At 56.6% G+C, this 17,722-nt stretch carries 15 protein-coding genes; 11 read left to right on the top strand and 4 right to left on the bottom strand.

All coding sequences use genetic code 11. The features are described 5' to 3' along the window. Positions 1-190 precede the first annotated feature (190 nt). Positions 191-532: a DUF2853 family protein gene (locus C4S59_RS12080; RefSeq protein WP_103910750.1), complete on the bottom strand. Its 342-nt coding sequence runs from the start codon at positions 530-532 to the stop codon at positions 191-193. Positions 533-774: 242 nt separating this feature from the next. Next, entirely contained in the window at positions 775-2,163 is a 1,389-nt protein-coding gene (ahcY, locus tag C4S59_RS12075; protein WP_103910857.1) for an adenosylhomocysteinase, read from the bottom strand. A gap of 144 nt (positions 2,164-2,307) precedes the next feature. Between ahcY and C4S59_RS12070 the strand changes: the two genes are divergently transcribed. Both C4S59_RS12070 and C4S59_RS12065 read left to right on the top strand, forming a co-directional pair. Next, positions 2,308-2,901 carry a hypothetical protein gene (locus C4S59_RS12070; protein ID WP_103910749.1) on the top strand — a complete coding sequence of 198 codons (594 nt, stop codon included), beginning with the start codon at positions 2,308-2,310 and terminating at the stop codon, positions 2,899-2,901. Between the two features lie 272 nt (positions 2,902-3,173). Next, on the top strand, positions 3,174-3,818 hold the full coding sequence (locus tag C4S59_RS12065; protein WP_146064537.1) for a hypothetical protein: 645 nt from the start codon (positions 3,174-3,176) through the stop codon (positions 3,816-3,818). Position 3,819: 1 nt separating this feature from the next. Here the strand turns inward: C4S59_RS12065 and C4S59_RS12060 are convergent, their stop codons facing one another. Together C4S59_RS12060 and C4S59_RS12055 are read right to left on the bottom strand one after the other, a co-directional pair. Then, the gene (locus C4S59_RS12060; RefSeq protein ID WP_200813216.1) at positions 3,820-4,395 is read right to left on the bottom strand and encodes an ActR/PrrA/RegA family redox response regulator transcription factor; all 576 of its coding nucleotides are present in this window, start codon (positions 4,393-4,395) and stop codon (positions 3,820-3,822) included. A 40-nt stretch (positions 4,396-4,435) separates the two neighbouring features. After that, positions 4,436-5,053: an SCO family protein gene (locus C4S59_RS12055; protein WP_103910746.1), complete on the bottom strand. Its 618-nt coding sequence runs from the start codon at positions 5,051-5,053 to the stop codon at positions 4,436-4,438. 87 nt (positions 5,054-5,140) lie between these two features. Here C4S59_RS12055 and regB point away from each other — a divergent pair, with 87 nt between their 5' ends. The 9 genes from regB (at position 5,141) to hslV (ending at position 17,692) form a co-directional block, all read left to right on the top strand. Then, positions 5,141-6,556, top strand: a complete 1,416-nt coding sequence (regB, locus tag C4S59_RS12050; protein ID WP_103910745.1) for a sensor histidine kinase RegB — start codon at positions 5,141-5,143, stop codon at positions 6,554-6,556. A gap of 72 nt (positions 6,557-6,628) precedes the next feature. Further along, complete coding sequence (locus tag C4S59_RS12045; RefSeq protein ID WP_160006852.1) at positions 6,629-8,137, top strand: PAS-domain containing protein; 1,509 nt, start codon at positions 6,629-6,631, stop codon at positions 8,135-8,137. Between the two features lie 54 nt (positions 8,138-8,191). Then, positions 8,192-8,662 (top strand): tRNA (adenosine(37)-N6)-threonylcarbamoyltransferase complex ATPase subunit type 1 TsaE, encoded by a 471-nt coding sequence (tsaE, locus tag C4S59_RS12040; protein WP_103910743.1) that lies wholly within the window; start codon positions 8,192-8,194, stop codon positions 8,660-8,662. Next, on the top strand, positions 8,659-9,633 hold the full coding sequence (locus tag C4S59_RS12035; RefSeq protein ID WP_103910742.1) for an aminoglycoside phosphotransferase family protein: 975 nt from the start codon (positions 8,659-8,661) through the stop codon (positions 9,631-9,633). The genes tsaE and C4S59_RS12035 overlap by 4 nt, the downstream gene beginning before the upstream one ends. A 7-nt stretch (positions 9,634-9,640) precedes the next feature. Beyond that, the gene (locus tag C4S59_RS12030) at positions 9,641-10,303 is read left to right on the top strand and encodes a nucleotidyltransferase family protein (protein ID WP_234994751.1); all 663 of its coding nucleotides are present in this window, start codon (positions 9,641-9,643) and stop codon (positions 10,301-10,303) included. Next, positions 10,303-13,245, top strand: a complete 2,943-nt coding sequence (gene addB / locus C4S59_RS12025) for a double-strand break repair protein AddB (protein ID WP_103910856.1) — start codon at positions 10,303-10,305, stop codon at positions 13,243-13,245. The genes C4S59_RS12030 and addB overlap by 1 nt, the downstream gene beginning before the upstream one ends. Next, complete coding sequence (gene addA, locus C4S59_RS12020) at positions 13,242-16,598, top strand: double-strand break repair helicase AddA (RefSeq protein WP_103910740.1); 3,357 nt, start codon at positions 13,242-13,244, stop codon at positions 16,596-16,598. Before addB ends, addA begins: the two co-directional genes overlap by 4 nt. Positions 16,599-16,664: 66 nt before the next feature. Continuing rightward, positions 16,665-16,985, top strand: a complete 321-nt coding sequence (gene trxA, locus C4S59_RS12015) for a thioredoxin (protein WP_103910739.1) — start codon at positions 16,665-16,667, stop codon at positions 16,983-16,985. 149 nt (positions 16,986-17,134) lie between these two features. Then, a complete protein-coding gene (gene hslV, locus C4S59_RS12010; RefSeq protein ID WP_103910855.1) occupies positions 17,135-17,692 on the top strand; it encodes an ATP-dependent protease subunit HslV in 558 nt (185 codons plus the stop codon). The last annotated feature ends 30 nt before the right edge of the window (positions 17,693-17,722 follow it).

Here is a 17,722-nt window from a genome sequence, read left to right as displayed (position 1 = left end):
CCCCTGCTCACCCTGTGCACTCCCATACACAACACGTGAAACAGTCAGATCGGCCTTCTGGCGAACTGAAAAGAACGTAGCATGCACATCGCGTTTCGCGAAGCACTAAGCATCCGGCAATTAAGTAAAAACCGCCGCAACAAAAAAGGCGCCCCGAAGGACGCCTTTCAATAGCCAGTAGGCGTACAGCTTAGCTGTAGACGCTTTCTTTGCCGAAATGTTTGGTCAGCATGTAGTAGATTACGGCGCGGTACTTGTTGCGCTCGGATTTGCCGTATGTCTCGATGACCGAGTTGATGGCGTCCATCAGTTCGGGGCTGTCTTTCAGGCCCAGCTTTTTCATCAGGAAGTTTGTTTTCACTGTTTCCAGTTCCGCAGCCTGAGAGCCCGCAACTGTGGACGCGTCGGCGTTATAAATTGCCGGGCCGCAGCCGATTGTGACTTTGGTCAGAAGGTCCATATCCGGTTCCATGCCGCACTTGCCGCGCAGATCGTCCGCATATTTCGCGATCAATTCGTCTCTTTTACCCATAAATCAGTCCCCTGGTTTTTATTGCGATCACCCCAAAATGGTGTCTGCAAAGAACCTAAGGCGCGGTTTGCACTCCAAACAAGGGAAAAGACACATCACAATTCCCACCATGCAAAAATCTGCCGTTCTACAGGTAAAATCGACCCAACACATTTTGTTTTCCAAAAGTGTTGACGTCGAAAGGCATAAAAAAGCCGCCAGTGCGAAACTGACGGCTTCTCCTGATAATGCGTTTCCGCTGATTAGTAACGGTAGTGTTCCGGCTTGAAGGGGCCTTCCGGCGTAACGCCGATGTAAGCTGCCTGATCGTTGTTCAGCTTGGTCAGCTTCACGCCGATGCGATCCAGGTGCAGGCGCGCGACCTTTTCATCCAGATGCTTGGGCAGGATGTACACTTCGTTGTTGTAGCTTTCGCCGTTGGTCCACAGTTCGATCTGCGCCAGTACTTGGTTGGTGAAGGACGCAGACATTACGAACGACGGGTGACCTGTGGCGTTACCAAGGTTCAGCAGACGACCTTCGGACAACAGGATGATGCGCGAACCAGAGGGCATTTCGATCATGTCGACCTGCTCTTTGATGTTGGTCCACTTGTGGTTCTTCAGCGCAGCGACCTGAATTTCGTTGTCGAAGTGACCGATGTTGCCAACGATCGCCATATCTTTCATCTCGCGCATATGCTCGATGCGGATGACGTCTTTGTTGCCTGTTGTCGTGATGAACACGTCAGCGGTGGAAACAACGTCTTCCAGAACGGTAACTTCGAAACCGTCCATTGCGGCCTGAAGCGCGCAGATCGGGTCGACTTCTGTCACCTTCACGCGGGCACCTGCACCTGCCAGCGATGCGGCAGAGCCTTTGCCAACGTCGCCGTAACCACACACAACCGCGACCTTACCGGCCAGCATGGTGTCTGTGGCGCGGCGGATGCCGTCAACCAGCGATTCCTTACAGCCGTATTTGTTGTCGAACTTCGACTTGGTGACGCTGTCGTTCACGTTGATCGCAGGGAAGGGCAGCTGGCCTTTCTTGTGCAGATCGTAAAGGCGGTGAACGCCTGTGGTTGTTTCCTCAGAAACGCCTTTGATCGCGTCGCGTGTTTTGGTGAACCAGCCCGGGGACTGTTCCATGCGCTTTTTGATCTGCGCTTTGATGACGGCCTCTTCTTCGGACTGCGGCACGGGGATGATATCTTCACCCGCTTCGGCGCGTGCGCCGAGCAGAACGTACAGTGTCGCGTCGCCACCGTCGTCGAGGATCATGTTCGCGCCCTCAGGGAACATGAAGGACTTGTCCAGATAGTCCCAATGCTCTTCCAGCGTCTGGCCCTTGATCGCGAAGACGGGCGTGCCGCCTGCCGCGATTGCCGCCGCTGCGTGGTCTTGGGTCGAGAAGATGTTGCACGACGCCCAGCGCACGTCCGCGCCCAGCGCAACCAGTGTTTCAATCAGAACCGCTGTCTGGATCGTCATGTGCAACGAACCAACAATGCGCGCGCCTTTCAGGGGTTTTGCTTCGCCGTATTCTGCGCGCAGCGCCATCAGGCCCGGCATTTCTGTTTCAGCGATATCCAGTTCCTTACGGCCGAATTCGGCCAAGGAGATGTCTTTTACGATGTAATCGTTGGCCACAACGGCCTCCATTCATTAATCCGAGTTTGGAGTGGCAGGTAGCACCGTTTCCCTATTTCGGCAACTTCTAGCATCTGGTTCGTTGCGTGATCCGCGGCTCTGTGCGAACCAGTCGGCAAGAATGTCACGTCCGGAGCAGTGGGAATGTCGAAACAGCCAAGAGCATGGCAAAAAATGTTGTCGGGCCGCCGATTGGACCTTTTGGATCCGACGCCTGTCGATATCGAAATCGAAGATATCGCGCATGGTCTTGCTTTTGTTGCCCGCTGGAATGGCCAAACCAAGGGTGATTTCCCCTATTCGGTCGCCGAACATTCGATCCTTGTCGAAAAGCTGTTTCAGCGCCTTTACCCAAGTTCTAGCGTTGCAGCCCGCCTGACCGCGCTTTTGCACGACGCGCCGGAATACGTAATTGGGGATATGATTTCACCGGTCAAAGCGGCGGTTGGCCCAGACTACGGCGTTCTTGATGATCGTCTGGCTGGGGCTATCCACATACGGTTCGGATTGGCCGCGGTAACGCCGAAACGGCTGAAGGCGCAGATCAAAAAGGCCGATAAGGTCAGCGCATGGATGGAAGCCACGCAAATCGCGGGTTTCGATGAATCCGAGGCGAACCGCTTCTTCGGGCGCCCTGATCCTGCGCTGATTGCGGGATTGGAAATATCCCTCAGGCCGCCAGTTGAGGTGCGCGAGGAATTTGTCGCAAGGCACGAAACGCTGCTCGCCCAGATGTAAGCGCAATCGGGTCAACAGACCTGCGTCTAAAAAGCAACGCCACGAAAGCCAGTGTGCTAGGGGGTCTCACACGAGAATTCCAAGTCATATCGCATTGTGCAAACATAAGAATTGTAAACAAAAAACAAAATACGGCCCCATTGTTCGCAAACGATAGGGGCTGAACATAGGCAGATGAGGCCAGGGTAGTGAGTACAGGATTCAAAGTCGCTGCGTGTATCGCAGCGCTCGTGATAACAAGTGGCTGCGCGCAGTCTTCCAAAACCTTCGAAGTGTCAAAAAACGATGTTGGTCAGCTTAGTCTGGCAGAAAGCACGCTGACGCCCGAAGAAAATCTACAACAACAGGCGACCGCCCTAAACGAGCTGACGGCACAACTGGTCCGACAATCAACCGTTCAAGGCGCGACGATGGGCGCGATTGGTGGCTGCGCCGCGGCTGCGATTGCTTCTGCAGGTATTAACAAATGCGTAGGCTCGGCAGTCGTTGGCGCAACAGTTGGCGGGCTGATCGGTCATGCGACGGGAAAAGCCAAAGTAAAGAAGCGAGTCGAGATCGTGTCGCACAACGGCGTTGGTCGTGGCCTGCAAAAGGCCGAAGCCGATCTGGCAGCCATGCAGCTTGATCTGGATGATCTGATCGAAAGCCAGAGCATGGAGCTTTTGGTGCTTGCGGAAGCCCGGAAAGAGGGCCGCATTTCTGAGGCTGAATACGCAAACCGCGTTGAAGCCATCCGCAAAGTGCGCGCGGAACTGGTCGAGGCTTTGACCCTGACCGACAAGCAGGCCAAGCAGGTTCACGCATCGCTGCAAGAAGCGCAGGCGCTTGGTCAGGAAAAACTGGAATGGCACCTGCTTGCGTCGCAGCGCCTGAGCGAAAACTCGGTCTCGGCGCGCGAAGCGGTGTCGCTGTTCTGATTTAACGCGGCGAGCGTTTCGCCAGAATACGCTGAAGGGTGCGGCGGTGCATGTTCAGACGCCGCGCCGTTTCTGACACGTTCCGGTCACACAGCTCATATACCCGTTGAATGTGTTCCCAGCGCACGCGATCCGCGCTCATGGGGTTTTCTGGCGGTGGCGGCAGGTCGTCACCAGTCGCCAAAAGCGCATTTGTGATGTCGGTCGCATCGGCAGGTTTGGACAGATAGTCGGTCGCGCCAATTTTCACGGCGGCCACCGCCGTCGCAATTGCACCGTAACCTGTCAGGACAACAACACGACAATCGGGGCGCTTTTCACGCAGTGTTTCAACCACGTCCAACCCGTTGCCGTCAGTAAGCCGCAGGTCAACCACGGCATAGGCCGGTGGGCGCGCCGTAGCGATGGCAGTGCCGGCTGCAACAGAACCCGCCGTCTCGACCTCGAAACCGCGTTTCTCCATCGCTTTGGCAAGGCGTTTCAGAAAAGGTTCGTCATCGTCGACCAACAGTAAAGAGCGGTCATCCCCCAAGGCTTCCAAAGTTTGCTCGCTCACCGTGATCTCCCTTATCCCCATGCCTAAATTGTTAACTTGCCTTTTAAAGTCGGTCAAACTTTCAAGCTGCGTCAATAAAACAGGCGGTCTGTTTGGCTATCTGTTCAGGACTTAGGTCGCGGCGGAAGAAATCAACGAAACCATGTTCCGGCAGCACGAGGTAGGTGAATGTCATGTGGTCCACGAGATAGCTGTCATCATCGGTTTCAGGCACACGATAGTAGACGCGAAAGGCCTCAGCGGCTTGTTTTACTTGCTCTTCCGTCCCTGTCATCGCGATCAGATCGGGGTGCATCATGTCCACGTAATCGGACAACACCTCTTGTGTATCGCGGCGCGGGTCAACCGAGACGAAAAGAGGAGCCACATCGTATCCCATTTCCGCCAGAACATCGATTGCATCGGCATTTCGGGCCATATCGAAAGGGCAGATGTCGGGACAGAATGTATAGCCGTAATACAAAAGGGCGGGCTTTGTGAAAACATCCTTATCAGTCACGGTCATGCCGCGATGATCGGTTAGGTTGAATTCGCCCCCCAAAGCGCCGTTTCCGGCCACGCGCGACGTTCTGCAATCGGCAAACTGATCGCCCCCGGCACCGGGCCCTGTGACATACCAAAGCCCGCCGATCATTCCGGCAATGGCAGTGCAGGCAGCGGCAACGACAAGTTTTTGCATGGCTCGGTCCTTTGGTAGGGTGCGGGAACAATTGCGCATCATTGATAGGCCACCTATCAATTTAGGAAGCCTGGACAAGGGGGCACAATGGCGCAAATCGCGACAGACGACGTCGATAACGGCATTTTTAACGAAAGCCGTTGGTCAAACTGGATCCGCCTTCGGACGATGATCATTCTGCGGTGGTTTGCGATTGCGGGCCAGTTGGCTGCAATTGTCATTGGCACATGGCTTTATGATCTGGATCTGGAAACGGGTCTTTGCATTCTGGCCGTCGGTGTGTCGGTTGTGGGCAACCTGATCGCCAGTTTCATCTTTCCGGAAAACAAGCGCCTGACCGAGTTCGAAAACCTGTTGATGGTTTTGTTCGATGTCTTCCAGCTGGCATTCCTTTTGTTCCTGACGGGCGGTCTTAGCAATCCGTTCTCGCTGCTGGTGGTTGCGCCTGTCACGGTTTCGGCGGCAGTTTTGACAGTGCGGTCTACCGTGATCCTGAACGTATTTGCGTTTTTGCTGGTGACTGGGTTGGTTTTTTTCCATTTGCCGCTGGTCACAAAGGACGGGGTCGAACTGCGTATTCCCGATTTGTTTGTGTTCGGCCAATGGGTCGCTATCACAATCGCGCAGGTATTCATTTCGGTCTACGCCCACCGCTCGGTCAGTGAGATGCACAATATGTCCGATGCTTTGACTGCCACCCAAATGGCGCTTGAGCGGACGCAGAAGCTGAATGACCTCGGCGGTGTCGTGGCCGCTGCGGCGCATGAACTGGGCACGCCTTTGGCCACGATCAAACTGACCTCCTCCGAGCTGATAGAAGAGCTTGAGGGCCGTGATGATCTTCAGGATGATGCACGCCTGATCCGCGAACAGGCAGACCGCTGTCGCGATATTCTGCGTTCCATGGGGCGTGCCGGTAAGGATGACTTGCAACTCCGATTTGCCCCCCTGTCAGAAGTGATCCGCGAGGCAGCCGAGCCCCATCAGGATCGCGGGAAAGAAATCGACATTATTCTTCTCGGGTCCGTCGAAGATGTGGACGTAGACGAACCAGATATCCGTAGAAAACCCGAGGTCATTCACGGCCTACGTAACCTTATCCAAAATGCCGTCGACTTTGCGCGCAGCACTATCTGGGTCGAGGTGTCGTGGAGCGCGGATCAGATCTCGATCCGGATTATTGACGATGGTCGCGGGTTTCCGCCCCATTTGATTGGTCGGATCGGTGACCCGTTTGTCCGGCGCAGAAGATCCGAGCGCGATAGAAAAGACCGCCCCGGATATGAAGGCATGGGTTTGGGCCTTTTCATCGCCAAGACCCTGCTTGAACGAACAGGCGCATCGCTGAGTTTTGCCAATGGCGGTGGTGACATGCATAGCGCGATGCAATCGGCATCGGGGCAGGGCGCCATTGTCGAGGTTGTTTGGCCGTCTTCCGCAATCACGGTTGATCCTGACAGCGCCCGCGGTCCCTTGGGAGAGAACCAGCAATTTAGAAGCTGATTGTAATCAAGTATTTAACAAAATCTTAAGCATTTGTTCATTAGTGTTTTCCTTGTCTAAAGGAAAATGCGGATGGTCCAGATTGTTGCGCTTCAGCCGGTGCTTTTCGCCTTGATTGTAGGGGTGCTGATCACCTGCGTTGCTGCATGCATCCTGTTCAGGCGACGCAGTGCAAACCGGAAACGGTCGAGCGAGCCGTTATTTTTGATCCGCAATGGCTTTGTCATCGATTCCAGCGACATCGGAACGCGCCTTTTGCAGCTTGGTGGCGTTCAGGGGGCCAAGGGATGGGCCGACGTCCGAGAGGTTCTGGCTAACCTTATTCCGGATCTGCCCGTTACTTTACCTAGTGAAACACGCACGTTCGCATCTACGCGTGTCGATGCCCTTGCCCTACGGATTGTTCCGAACAGGCGGGGGCATCGCATTTCGTTGACCGGCCTTGATAAGGACAACGGTCAGCGTCTTTTGCTTGAGCTTAGCCAAAGCAAACTGGCCTTTCTGATGCGCGTGACCGATGCGGTTTCCATGCCGATCTGGAAGACGGATCAGGATGGAACGGTGAATTGGTGCAACAAGCATTTCCAAAGTCTTGTTGAACGATCGGGCGACGAACAACCCTTTGATGTGCCGTCGGGCAAGAACACCATCCAGTCATCGCGCCGATACCGGTTGTTTTCCAACGCCTCGCAGGCAGATGAATGGTACGAGGTGCATAGCCGCGAGCTCGACTCTGGAAACATATTCTTTGCGCAGGAAATCAGCGCATTGATGCGGGCCGAGGATGCGCAGAGAAACTTTGTGCAAACGCTGGCAAAAACCTTTGCCTATCTACCCACCGGGATCGCGATCTTTGACCGGAAAAGCCAACTGGTTCTGTTCAATCCGGCGCTTTTGGATCTGACCGAGCTTTCGGCTGAGTTTCTGTCAAACAGGCCCACCATCACGACCTTCTTTGACCAGTTGCGTGAACTCCGGATTATGCCGGAACCCAAACGGTATGTGGATTGGCGGCAAAATCTGGAACGGTTGATCAGTGACGCGCAGAAAGACAGGTTTCGCGAAACATGGACGTTGCCTGGCGGTCTGACGTACCGCATCACCGGCCGCCCGCATCCTGATGGCGCGGTAGCTTTTCTGCTGGAAGATATCAGCGCCGAGGTGTCATTGACCCGCAAATTTCGCGCCGAGCTGGAGATGACCCAGGCCGTCATGGATGCCGATGCAGATGGTCTGATCGTCTTTGACAATGCAGGGCGCACCGTGTTTTCAAACCTGTCCTATCGCCAGCTTTGGAACCTTGATCCGGATGGCGGGCTTGAGGCGCTGACCGTGCTGGACGTGGTTAAGGCCCTGCGTAAGAAGTGCGACCCGACACCGTTCTGGTCTGATCTACGCGATTTTACAGCCAGCTTTGACTCGCGCGCTGAATGGGACTGCGAACTGACCGGACGGCGGTTCGGTCGTTTGATTGCGACCGTGACACCTTTGTCTGCTGGCGCGACGGTCGTCAGATTTCGGCAGGACGCCCGAAGGGTGCTTATCGCAGGACCCAACGATAATTCGCTGGAACAAGCCTGACGTCTGACAGGGAATAGCGGTTGCGGAGAACCGCCCCTTGAGTAATCTCCGCGCATGGAAAAAACTGCCGAAATTCTTCTGCCTTCTGCAGATGCAACGGAGCGCCTTGCCGTGGCGATCGGCGCCCATCTGAATGGCGGTGACGTTATCCTTTTGTCTGGCGACGTTGGTGCGGGCAAAACGCATTTCGCCCGCAGCCTGATCCAGTCGCGCCTTGCTGAACCCGAAGATGTGCCGTCGCCCACCTTTACCTTGGTGCAGGTCTATGACGCGCCCGAAGTCGAGATATGGCACAGCGACCTTTACCGCCTTTCCGGACCGGATCAGGTGTTCGAACTAGGGCTGGCAGACGCATTCGAAACCGCCGTTTGCTTGGTAGAGTGGCCGGATCGTCTTGGGGATCTCACTCCGTCATCGGCGTTATCAGCGACATTTACAGACGGCGACAACGACGATGCCCGCGTTGCGCATTTCAGTTGGTCGGATAGCCGTTGGGATGACCTGATGCAGCAGGTGACCGCATGAAGGATTTTCTGCTGTTTTCTGGTTGGTCCGAGGCCCGACACGAGCCTGTGGCGGGCGATGCATCTTCGCGCAGCTACACGCGCCTGCGTCGGGGCAAAGACACAGCCATCCTGATGCAAGACCCCGAAGGCGATGTCGCGCTTTTTGCGCGGCTGGCCGAGTATCTGACAGCCATCGGCCTGAGCGCGCCACGTATTCTGGCAATTGATGCGGCCAAGGGGCTGCTATTGATCGAAGACCTCGGCAGCGATCTGTTTGCGGCCATATTGAAGGATGAACCCGACCAAGAGGGGATGCTTTACCAGCTTGCGACCGACGTTCTGTTGCACCTGCATGACCAAACGCCGCCCGAGACACTTCCGGTCGCGAGTGTTGATCATCTTGCGACGGCAACGGACCTTGTTTTTGATTGCTATCTGACAGGCGCTGGCGGCACACAAAACGACCAAGCAAAAGCCGATCTGCGCGCCGCGTTTCAGGATGCACTCAGCCAGCATGCCGATGTGGCTGATGTGATGATCTTGCGGGACTACCATGCTGAAAATCTTCTTTGGATGCCGGATCGCGACGGAGTGAGGCGGGCAGGCGTGCTTGATTTTCAGGACGCGCTTCTTGGCCATCGTGCCTATGATCTTATTTCACTTCTCGAAGACGCGCGGCGGGATGTGTCCGATGAAACGCGCGACCAGGTCATCGATTACTACCTGTCGCGGACCGGCGCGGATGAGGCAGAATTCAGAATCCAGCTTTGCGTTCTGGGCGCTCAACGTAATCTGCGTATCCTTGGGGTGTTTGCCCGACTGGCGAAGGTCAGGGGCAAACCCGGTTACATCGATCTGGTGCCGCGTGTTTGGGCGCACATTCAGCGTGATCTGGCCCATCCCGCGCTGGGCAATATCGCAAGCATTGTTTCGGCGCATCTGCCTGCACCGACTGACGCGGTTCTGGAAAGGCTCAAAACCAATGTGTGACGCCATCATGTTTTTTGCAGCCGGCTTCGGAACGCGCATGGGTGCGCTGACCAAAGACACACCAAAGCCGCTGATCCCTGTTGCAGGTCGGCCTTTGCTGGATCATGCGCTTGAGTTGGCCGACAACTATGGACCGCTTCGGAAGTACGTGAATGCCCATTATCTGGCCGAGCAGATCACGGCCCATGTGGACCCGAGCGCTGCAAAAGTGATCGTTGAACACCCCCGAGTTCTGGATACAGGTGGTGGATTGAAGAACGCTTTGCCCCTGTTGGGAAACGCGCCTGTTTTTACAAGTAACACCGATGCAGTTTGGTCGGGCCCCAACCCTTTGACGCTGTTAAAGCAGGCATGGCGGCCCGACGATATGGATGCGCTTTTGCTTTGTGTCCCGCTGGAAAACGCGATCGGGCGACAGGGTGGTGGCGATTTTGCGCTGGATGACAACGATAGGCTGATCCGGAAAGGGGATATGGTCTATACTGGGGTCCAGATTATCAAAACTGACGGACTTCTAGATATTTCAGACGATGTTTTTTCCCTGAATGTGCTTTGGAACCGGATGCTGGAAAACGGACGCCTTTTCGGTGCGCGGTATCCGGGAAAGTGGTGTGATGTTGGCCATCCTGACGGCATCACGCTGGCTGAAACCATGTTGGATTGCGCCTGATGTTTGAAAAACAAGGCGCACATCTTTTCGGGATTGATCCGGGCATCGATTTTCCTGCCGCTTTGGTTGCTGGCCTCAGGGCACGTATGGCAGGTCAGCCGCCGCATGCCATCGCCAAGGTCGAACTGATCGTAAACACCCAGCGCATGGCCCGCCGAATCGAAGCGCTTTTCCGTAAAGACTCGGCCAGTTTCCTGCCTAAAATCCGGCTGATCACACACCCCGGCCCGCCCGAAGTCGAAGCCGCGCTTCCGCGCCCTGTGTCCGGCCTGCGCCGACGGTTGGAACTGACGGGCCTGATTTCAAAGCTGTTGGACACCTCGCCCGATCTGGCACCCCGTGCCGCTCTGTTTGATCTGGCTGACTCTCTGTCTGCTTTGATGGACGAAATGCAGATCGAAGACGTGCCGACATCGGTCCTTGAGGATCTTGATGTCACGGATCAGTCCGGCCATTGGGAACGCGCCCTGACATTTTTGCGCATCGTGAACCGGTATTTTGATGCGGCAGACCCGACGCCTGATGCCGCTGCCTTGCAAAAGCGGGCCATCGATCTTCGCCTTGCAATGTGGGCCGAAAAGCCGCCTATGCATCCGATTATTATTGCGGGTTCCACAGGTTCGCGGGGCACCACACATCGTCTGATGCAGGCGGTCGCCGCGCTGCCGAACGGTGCTGTGGTCTTACCCGGTTTCGATTTCGATATGCCCCGTCATGTCTGGGATCAGTTGATGGACGGCGTGGGTGAACCGGGTCGCATTATGCCTGCCGAAGATCATCCGCAGTACCGCTTTGGCAAGCTTCTGGCCGACGTGAATGCGACGCCTCAGGATGTATATCGTTGGACCGATGATCGTGCGCCAAGTCCTGAGAGGAACAAGCTGGTGTCGCTTGCGTTGCGGCCCGCGCCAGTTACGGATCAATGGCTAGCGGATGGCCCGTCGTTGCCGTCACTCGCCGTTGCGACACAGGGCCTGACCCTGCTTGAAGCGACCACGAAACGGGAAGAGGCGTTGGCCATTGCCCTGCGTCTGCGTCAGGCAGCGGAAGACGGCGTTACGGCCGCCCTGATCACACCTGACAGGGTGTTGACCCGTCAGGTCACGGCGGCCTTGGGGCGTTGGGGCATCGTCCCCGATGACAGTGCCGGTACTCCGGTTCAACTGTCCCCGCCCGGGCGCCTGCTGCGCCATGTTGCAAAGCTGTTCGAAGGCGATCTGACCGCCGAAGCCCTGCTGACGATCCTGAAGCATCCGTTGTGTCACGCAGGCGCCGAGCGTGGTGATCATGTGCTGATGACCAACAAGCTTGAACTGAAGATCAGGCGTGAAGGGTGGGCTTATCCCAAGGCAGAAGAATTGCTTGCGTGGTGCGCGACCCAAGAACGCGCTGACTGGGGCGAGTGGATCGTGCGGTCATTTATGGACCAACGCGGGCACGGCGAAAGGGCGCTGTCGGTTTGGCTGGACCATCATATCAGCCTGACTGAACAGATTGTTGCGGGTTCACACAGTGAAGATTCCAGCGCTCTCTGGGATAAAAAGGCAGGGCGCAAGGTGCGCGAGATCGTCGATGATCTGATCGCTGAGGCGCCCTATGGCACAGATCTGTCGGCCTCTGACTATGGTTCATTATTCGGCTCTGTTCTTGCCAAAGGTGAGGTTCGGGATCGTGATGAACCCCATCCGCACATCCGTATCTGGGGCACGATGGAAGCGCGGGTTATGGGCGCAGACCTGTTGATCCTATCCAGCCTGAACGAAGGCACATGGCCGCAGGTTCCGCCTGCTGATCCGTGGTTAAACCGCAGGATGAGGGCCGATTCCGGCCTGTTACTGCCTGAACGGTCCATCGGCCTGTCCGCACACGATTTTCAGCAGGCGATCGCGGGTAAAGATGTTTGGCTGACGCGCGCTGCGAAATCCGATGATGTGGAAACCGTCCCGTCGCGTTGGGTAAACCGCTTGCTGAACCTGATGAACGGTCTTCCGGGGAATGGCGGACCCGACGCAGTCAAGGAAATGCGAAGCCGTGCCAAGCCTTGGCTGGATTATGCCCGCCAGATGGATGCGCCGATCCCCGCGTTGCGCGCGCACCGCCCTTCGCCGCGTCCGCCTGTTTCTGCCCGCCCGCGCGAGCTGCCCGTTACACAGATCAAAACGCTTATCCGCGACCCCTACGCGGTCTATGCCCAGCGCGTTTTGAAACTGCGTCCTTTGAACCCGCTGCAACGTATCCCCGACGCGTTGATGCGGGGGATCGCGGTGCATGACATTCTGGAAACCTATATCAAACGCACAGTGGCTGATCCGTCGATCCTGACGCGCGATCAATTCATGGCCGAGGCCAAGGCGCGGTTGGCTGAAATTCCCTTCCCATTGGTTCGCAAGCTATGGGAAGCGCGGCTTGACCATGTGGCGACCAGCTTTGTTACCGAAGAAATCGCCCGCCAGAACCGCGCGCGGCCTAAGCACTTTGAAGTCACCGGCAAGAGCACGATCAACGAGCTTGGTTTCACTCTGACAGCCAAAGCCGACCGCGTTGATATCGATGAACGCGGTGGTGCGTGGATTTATGACTATAAAACCGGAAAACCGCCCTCGGTCGCCGAGCAAGAGCATTTTGACAAACAGATGTTGCTTGAGGCCGCCTTGGTCGAACGAAACGGGTTCGAGGCCTTTGAAGGGGCGCATTTTGAGCGCGCCATTCACATCGGGCTAAAGGCCGGTACTGGTGAGCAAGAGGCCCCGACCGACAAAATTCCACCTGCGCAGGTCTGGCAGGAGCTGACCACGTTGATCGCCGCCTATCTGGACGAAGCACAGGGCTTCACCTCGCGCAGGGCGGTGCAGATGGAAGGTCAGGAAGGCGATTACGATCACCTTGCCCGTCTGGGTGAATGGCAGCCATCGGATGAACCCGTGCAGGAGATCCTGAAATGAAGCGGGACGAGGCCACCCTACGCCAGATCGCAGCGGCCCAACCGGACCAATCTGTCTGGCTGTCGGCTAATGCGGGTTCGGGTAAAACGCGCGTGTTGATCGACCGCGTGGCGCGCTTGTTGTTGCAGGGCGTTGCGCCGGAAAACATCCTGTGTCTGACCTACACCAAGGCCGCCGCGACCGAGATGCAGAACCGTTTGTTCGTGCGTCTGGGTGAATGGGCGATGCTTGGCGACAGCCAATTGCGCGATGAACTGGCCAAGCTTGGTGACGAAACCGAGTTCACCAAAACCTACATGCAAAAGGCCCGTACTCTGTTCGCCCGCGCGATCGAGGCGCCGGGAGGTTTGCGTATCCAGACGATCCACTCGTTCTGCGCGGCCTTGCTGCGCCGTTTCCCGCTTGAGGCCAAGGTCAGCCCGCAGTTTCGCGAAATGGATGACCGCTCTGCCGAACTGCTTCGGGCCGAGGTGCTGGACCGGATGGCGGACGGCGAGCACAGCGATCTGGTGACGCGTGTGGCGTCCTATTTTACCGATACCGAAGACAGCTTTGATCAGATGATCCAAACGCTGTTGGGGCATAAGTCTGCGTTTAATCCACCGCGACAGCCTGAGGACATCTTTGCGTCTTATGGTCTTGATGCGGGGGCGTCCGAAGAAAGCGTACTGCAATCGGTTTTCCTTGGATCAGAAACCGCGTTTCTGGCTGAATTAGTGCCACATATGCAAAGCAGTGGATCGACGGACCAGAAGGCCGCCGCCGTCTTTTCGACGGTCAAGCAGGCTGACATGGCGGCGCTGACTGCGCTGGAAGGCGTGCTGCTTTACGGTGGCACAGCGAAGGATCCTTTCGGACCCAAAACGGGGTCGGTGCCAACCAAAGGTTTGCGGAAAAAAGCACCCATCGACAGCGCCTGCGATCAGCTTGACCAGCTTATGGAACGCGTGGCGTCTGCTCGCGAAACGCGGCTCGCTCTGCTTGCCGCGCGGCGCGATATTGCGCTGCACCAGTTTGCTCAGGTGTTCCTTCCGATGTACGAAGAGGCCAAGTTGCTAAAAGGCTGGCTGGATTTTGACGACCTGATCGAAAAGGCCCGCGCCCTGCTAAGTGACGAACTGGTGGCTGAATGGGTGCTGTATCGTCTTGATGGCGGCATCGACCACATTCTGGTGGACGAGGCACAGGATACATCTCCGATCCAGTGGGACGTCATCGAACGGCTGGCGCGTGAATTCACCTCGGGTGAAGGTGCCCGTGCGGATGTTCTGCGCACCATATTTGTCGTCGGTGACAAAAAGCAGTCGATCTATTCTTTCCAAGGTGCCGATCCGCGTGAATTCGACCGCATGCGCGCCGATTTTGCCGAACGTTTGGGGCAGACGGAAACGCCATTGGCATCGCGATCCCTGTCGCATTCGTTCCGGTCTGCCGGTGCTGTTCTGAAGGTTGTCGATGCCACGTTCGACGGGCGCGATGCGTCGGGTTTTACCCAAGAAGAAAAGCACATCGCGTTTTTTGAGGATCTTCCCGGCCGTGTCGATCTTTGGCCGGCCATTCCGAAAGCCGAAAAGGAAGACAAGGACGTTTGGTTCGAACCCGTAGATCGGGTCAGTGAAACCCATGCTGATGTGGTTCTTGCCGGTCAAATCGCGGATTTCATCCATCATCAGATCAAAGCCAAAACCCCCCTTCCTGGTGGAAAAGCCGCGCGGCCAATGAAGGCGGGTGATGTGCTGATACTTGTCCGCAGGCGCGCACGGCTTTTCAACGAAATTATCCGTGCCTGTAAGGTGCGTGGTTTGCCCATCGCAGGCGCCGATAGGCTTAAAGTGACGGCAGAGCTGGCGGTCAGGGATGTTGTTGCGCTGTTGTCGTTTCTTGCGACGGCGGAAGACGATCTGTCGCTGGCGACCACGCTACGATCCCCGTTGTTCGGGATTTCGGAGCAGGACCTATTCACTCTGGCTCATGGCCGTCCTGCAGGTCAGCCGCTTTGGGAAGTATTGCGCAATAACAGAGACACATATCAGCCGATATTGTCTGTTCTCGACGATCTGCGCGACAACGTGGATTTCTTGCGCCCCTATGATCTGATCGAACGCATTCTGACCCAGCACGACGGTCGTGCGAAACTGATTGGACGTTTGGGGGATGAGGCCGAGGATGGCATCGATTCATTGCTGCAACAGGCGCTGATTTACGAAGAAACATCGGTGCCTTCGCTGACCGGCTTCCTTGAATGGGTGCGCACCGACGATCTGGAAATCAAACGAAGCCCCGAAAGCGCCGGCGACCGCATTCGCGTGATGACGGTCCACGGCGCGAAGGGTTTGGAAGCGCCGGTCGTGATCATGCCGGACTGTGGCGAGATGAGAGGTATCCTGCGGGATAAAATCATCCCTGATGGCGAAGAGGTCATCTGGAAAGCCACGAAAAACGAACAACCCGCACGCCATGCGCAGGCCGAAAACGCGATCAAACAGGCACAGGCGGAAGAGCGTGACAGGCTGCTTTATGTCGGGATGACGCGGGCCGAAAACTGGTTGATCGTCGGTGCTGCGGGCGAGGTTGGCAAAACGCCCGAGGCCTCTTGGTACAACATGGTCGAACAAGGAATGACTGCGCTGGGCGCGGCAGAGCATAACTTTGGCTTTGGTCTGGGATTGCGGTTCGGCGAACAGCTGGAAGCGCTGGATGTTGAAGAGACCGAGGACAAACCAGAGACCGTCCATAAACTGCCTGATGTATTTTCAAAGCCAGCGCCCGAAGCCGCCCCTGTTCCCGAGGTGCGTAGCCCGTCCGACCTTGGTGGCCCCAAGGCGTTGCCTGGTGCGGAAGGCGATGAAACCGAGGTCGCGAAACAGCGCGGCACCTTCATTCACCGCTTGCTGGAATTGCTGCCCGAGGTGCCACGCGACAATTGGAGCGACGCCGCGCCACGATTGCTTGGGCTGGACGTGGAGGAAGCCGAGCCATTCCTGACAGAAGCCGCAGCTGTTCTTAGCGATCCGGAGCTAGCGTATCTGTTTGACGATACCGCGTTGGAAGAGGTCGCTTTGACTGCCGATTTAGGCGATGCAGGGCCGTTTTATGGGATTATCGACCGGCTGATTGTCACTGATGACAGCATCCTTGCGGTAGATTTCAAAACCAACCGTGTGGTTCCCGATACGTCTGACCGTGTCCCTGAAGGTCTGTTGCGCCAAATGGGAGCCTATCATGCGATGCTGGTGCGGATTTATCCCGGTCACAAAATCCAGACCGCGATCCTTTGGACGGCGACGTCACAATTGATGATGCTGGACACAGATCAGACCGCTGCGGCCTTTGGGCGTGCGACCGCATCTTGACGCCGTTCGGGTGGCTACATACGTTCACGTCAACCAACCAACGCATATGATGCGAGGAGATGTATCATGGGTACTGTAGCTGTCACGGACGCCACATTTGACGCTGAGGTCAAAAACTCGTCCGTTCCTGTTGTCGTCGATTTCTGGGCTGAATGGTGTGGCCCCTGTAAGCAGATCGGCCCCGCTCTGGAAGAACTGGCTGCCGAATACGGCGACGCGGTGAAGATTGCCAAGGTCGATGTCGACAGCAACCCCAATGCGGCTGCGGCCATGGGCGTACGCGGCATTCCGGCACTGTTCATCTTCAAGGATGGTCAGGTCGTGTCCAACCGCGCCGGTGCGGCCCCGAAGGCGGCACTGAAAGGCTGGATCGACGAGTCGATCTGATCACAGTGATCAATCCAAGAAACGGCGCCCAAGCAGGCGCCGTTTTTTTTATGGCTTGGACGCGACTAGGGTGGTCATCGCAGGCGGTACGTCCGCTTGTGTTCAAAGGCGCAAAGACCCATATCAAGGCGGATATTCAGGAGGTTTCCATGGCGGATACAGATTTTCCGGGCTGGCACGGCACCACAATCATCGGTGTGCGTAAAGGCGGTAAGGTGGTCATTGCCGGTGACGGGCAGGTCAGCCTTGGCCAAACCGTAATCAAAGGTACTGCGCGCAAGGTGCGTCGCCTCTCCCCCGGCGGATTTGATGTGGTGGCGGGCTTTGCAGGATCGACCGCAGATGCCTTTACGCTGTTGGAACGTCTGGAATCCAAGCTGGAACAAACACCCGGCCAGCTACAGCGCGCAAGCGTCGAACTGGCCAAGGATTGGCGCACCGATAAGTACCTGCAAAAGTTGGAAGCGATGCTAATCGTGACAGACGGCAAAGAGTTGCTGGTCATCACGGGCGCAGGTGACGTGCTTGAACCTGAACACGACGTGGCAGCCATTGGTTCTGGTGGCAACTACGCTTTGGCGGCTGCACGTGGCCTAATGGACTCTGACGGTGACGCAGAACAAATCGCGCGTAAGGCCATGGCGATTGCGGCTGATATCTGCGTTTACACCAATGGCAACCTGACGGTTGAAACGATCGGCGCCTAAGACAATGGCGACATCGGAAAAGGACGACAC

The sequence above is a fragment of the Thalassococcus halodurans genome (assembly GCF_900108225.1).
GTDB classification, from domain to species: domain Bacteria; phylum Pseudomonadota; class Alphaproteobacteria; order Rhodobacterales; family Rhodobacteraceae; genus Thalassococcus; species Thalassococcus halodurans.
This window is presented reverse-complemented; position numbering and strand designations above follow the sequence as displayed.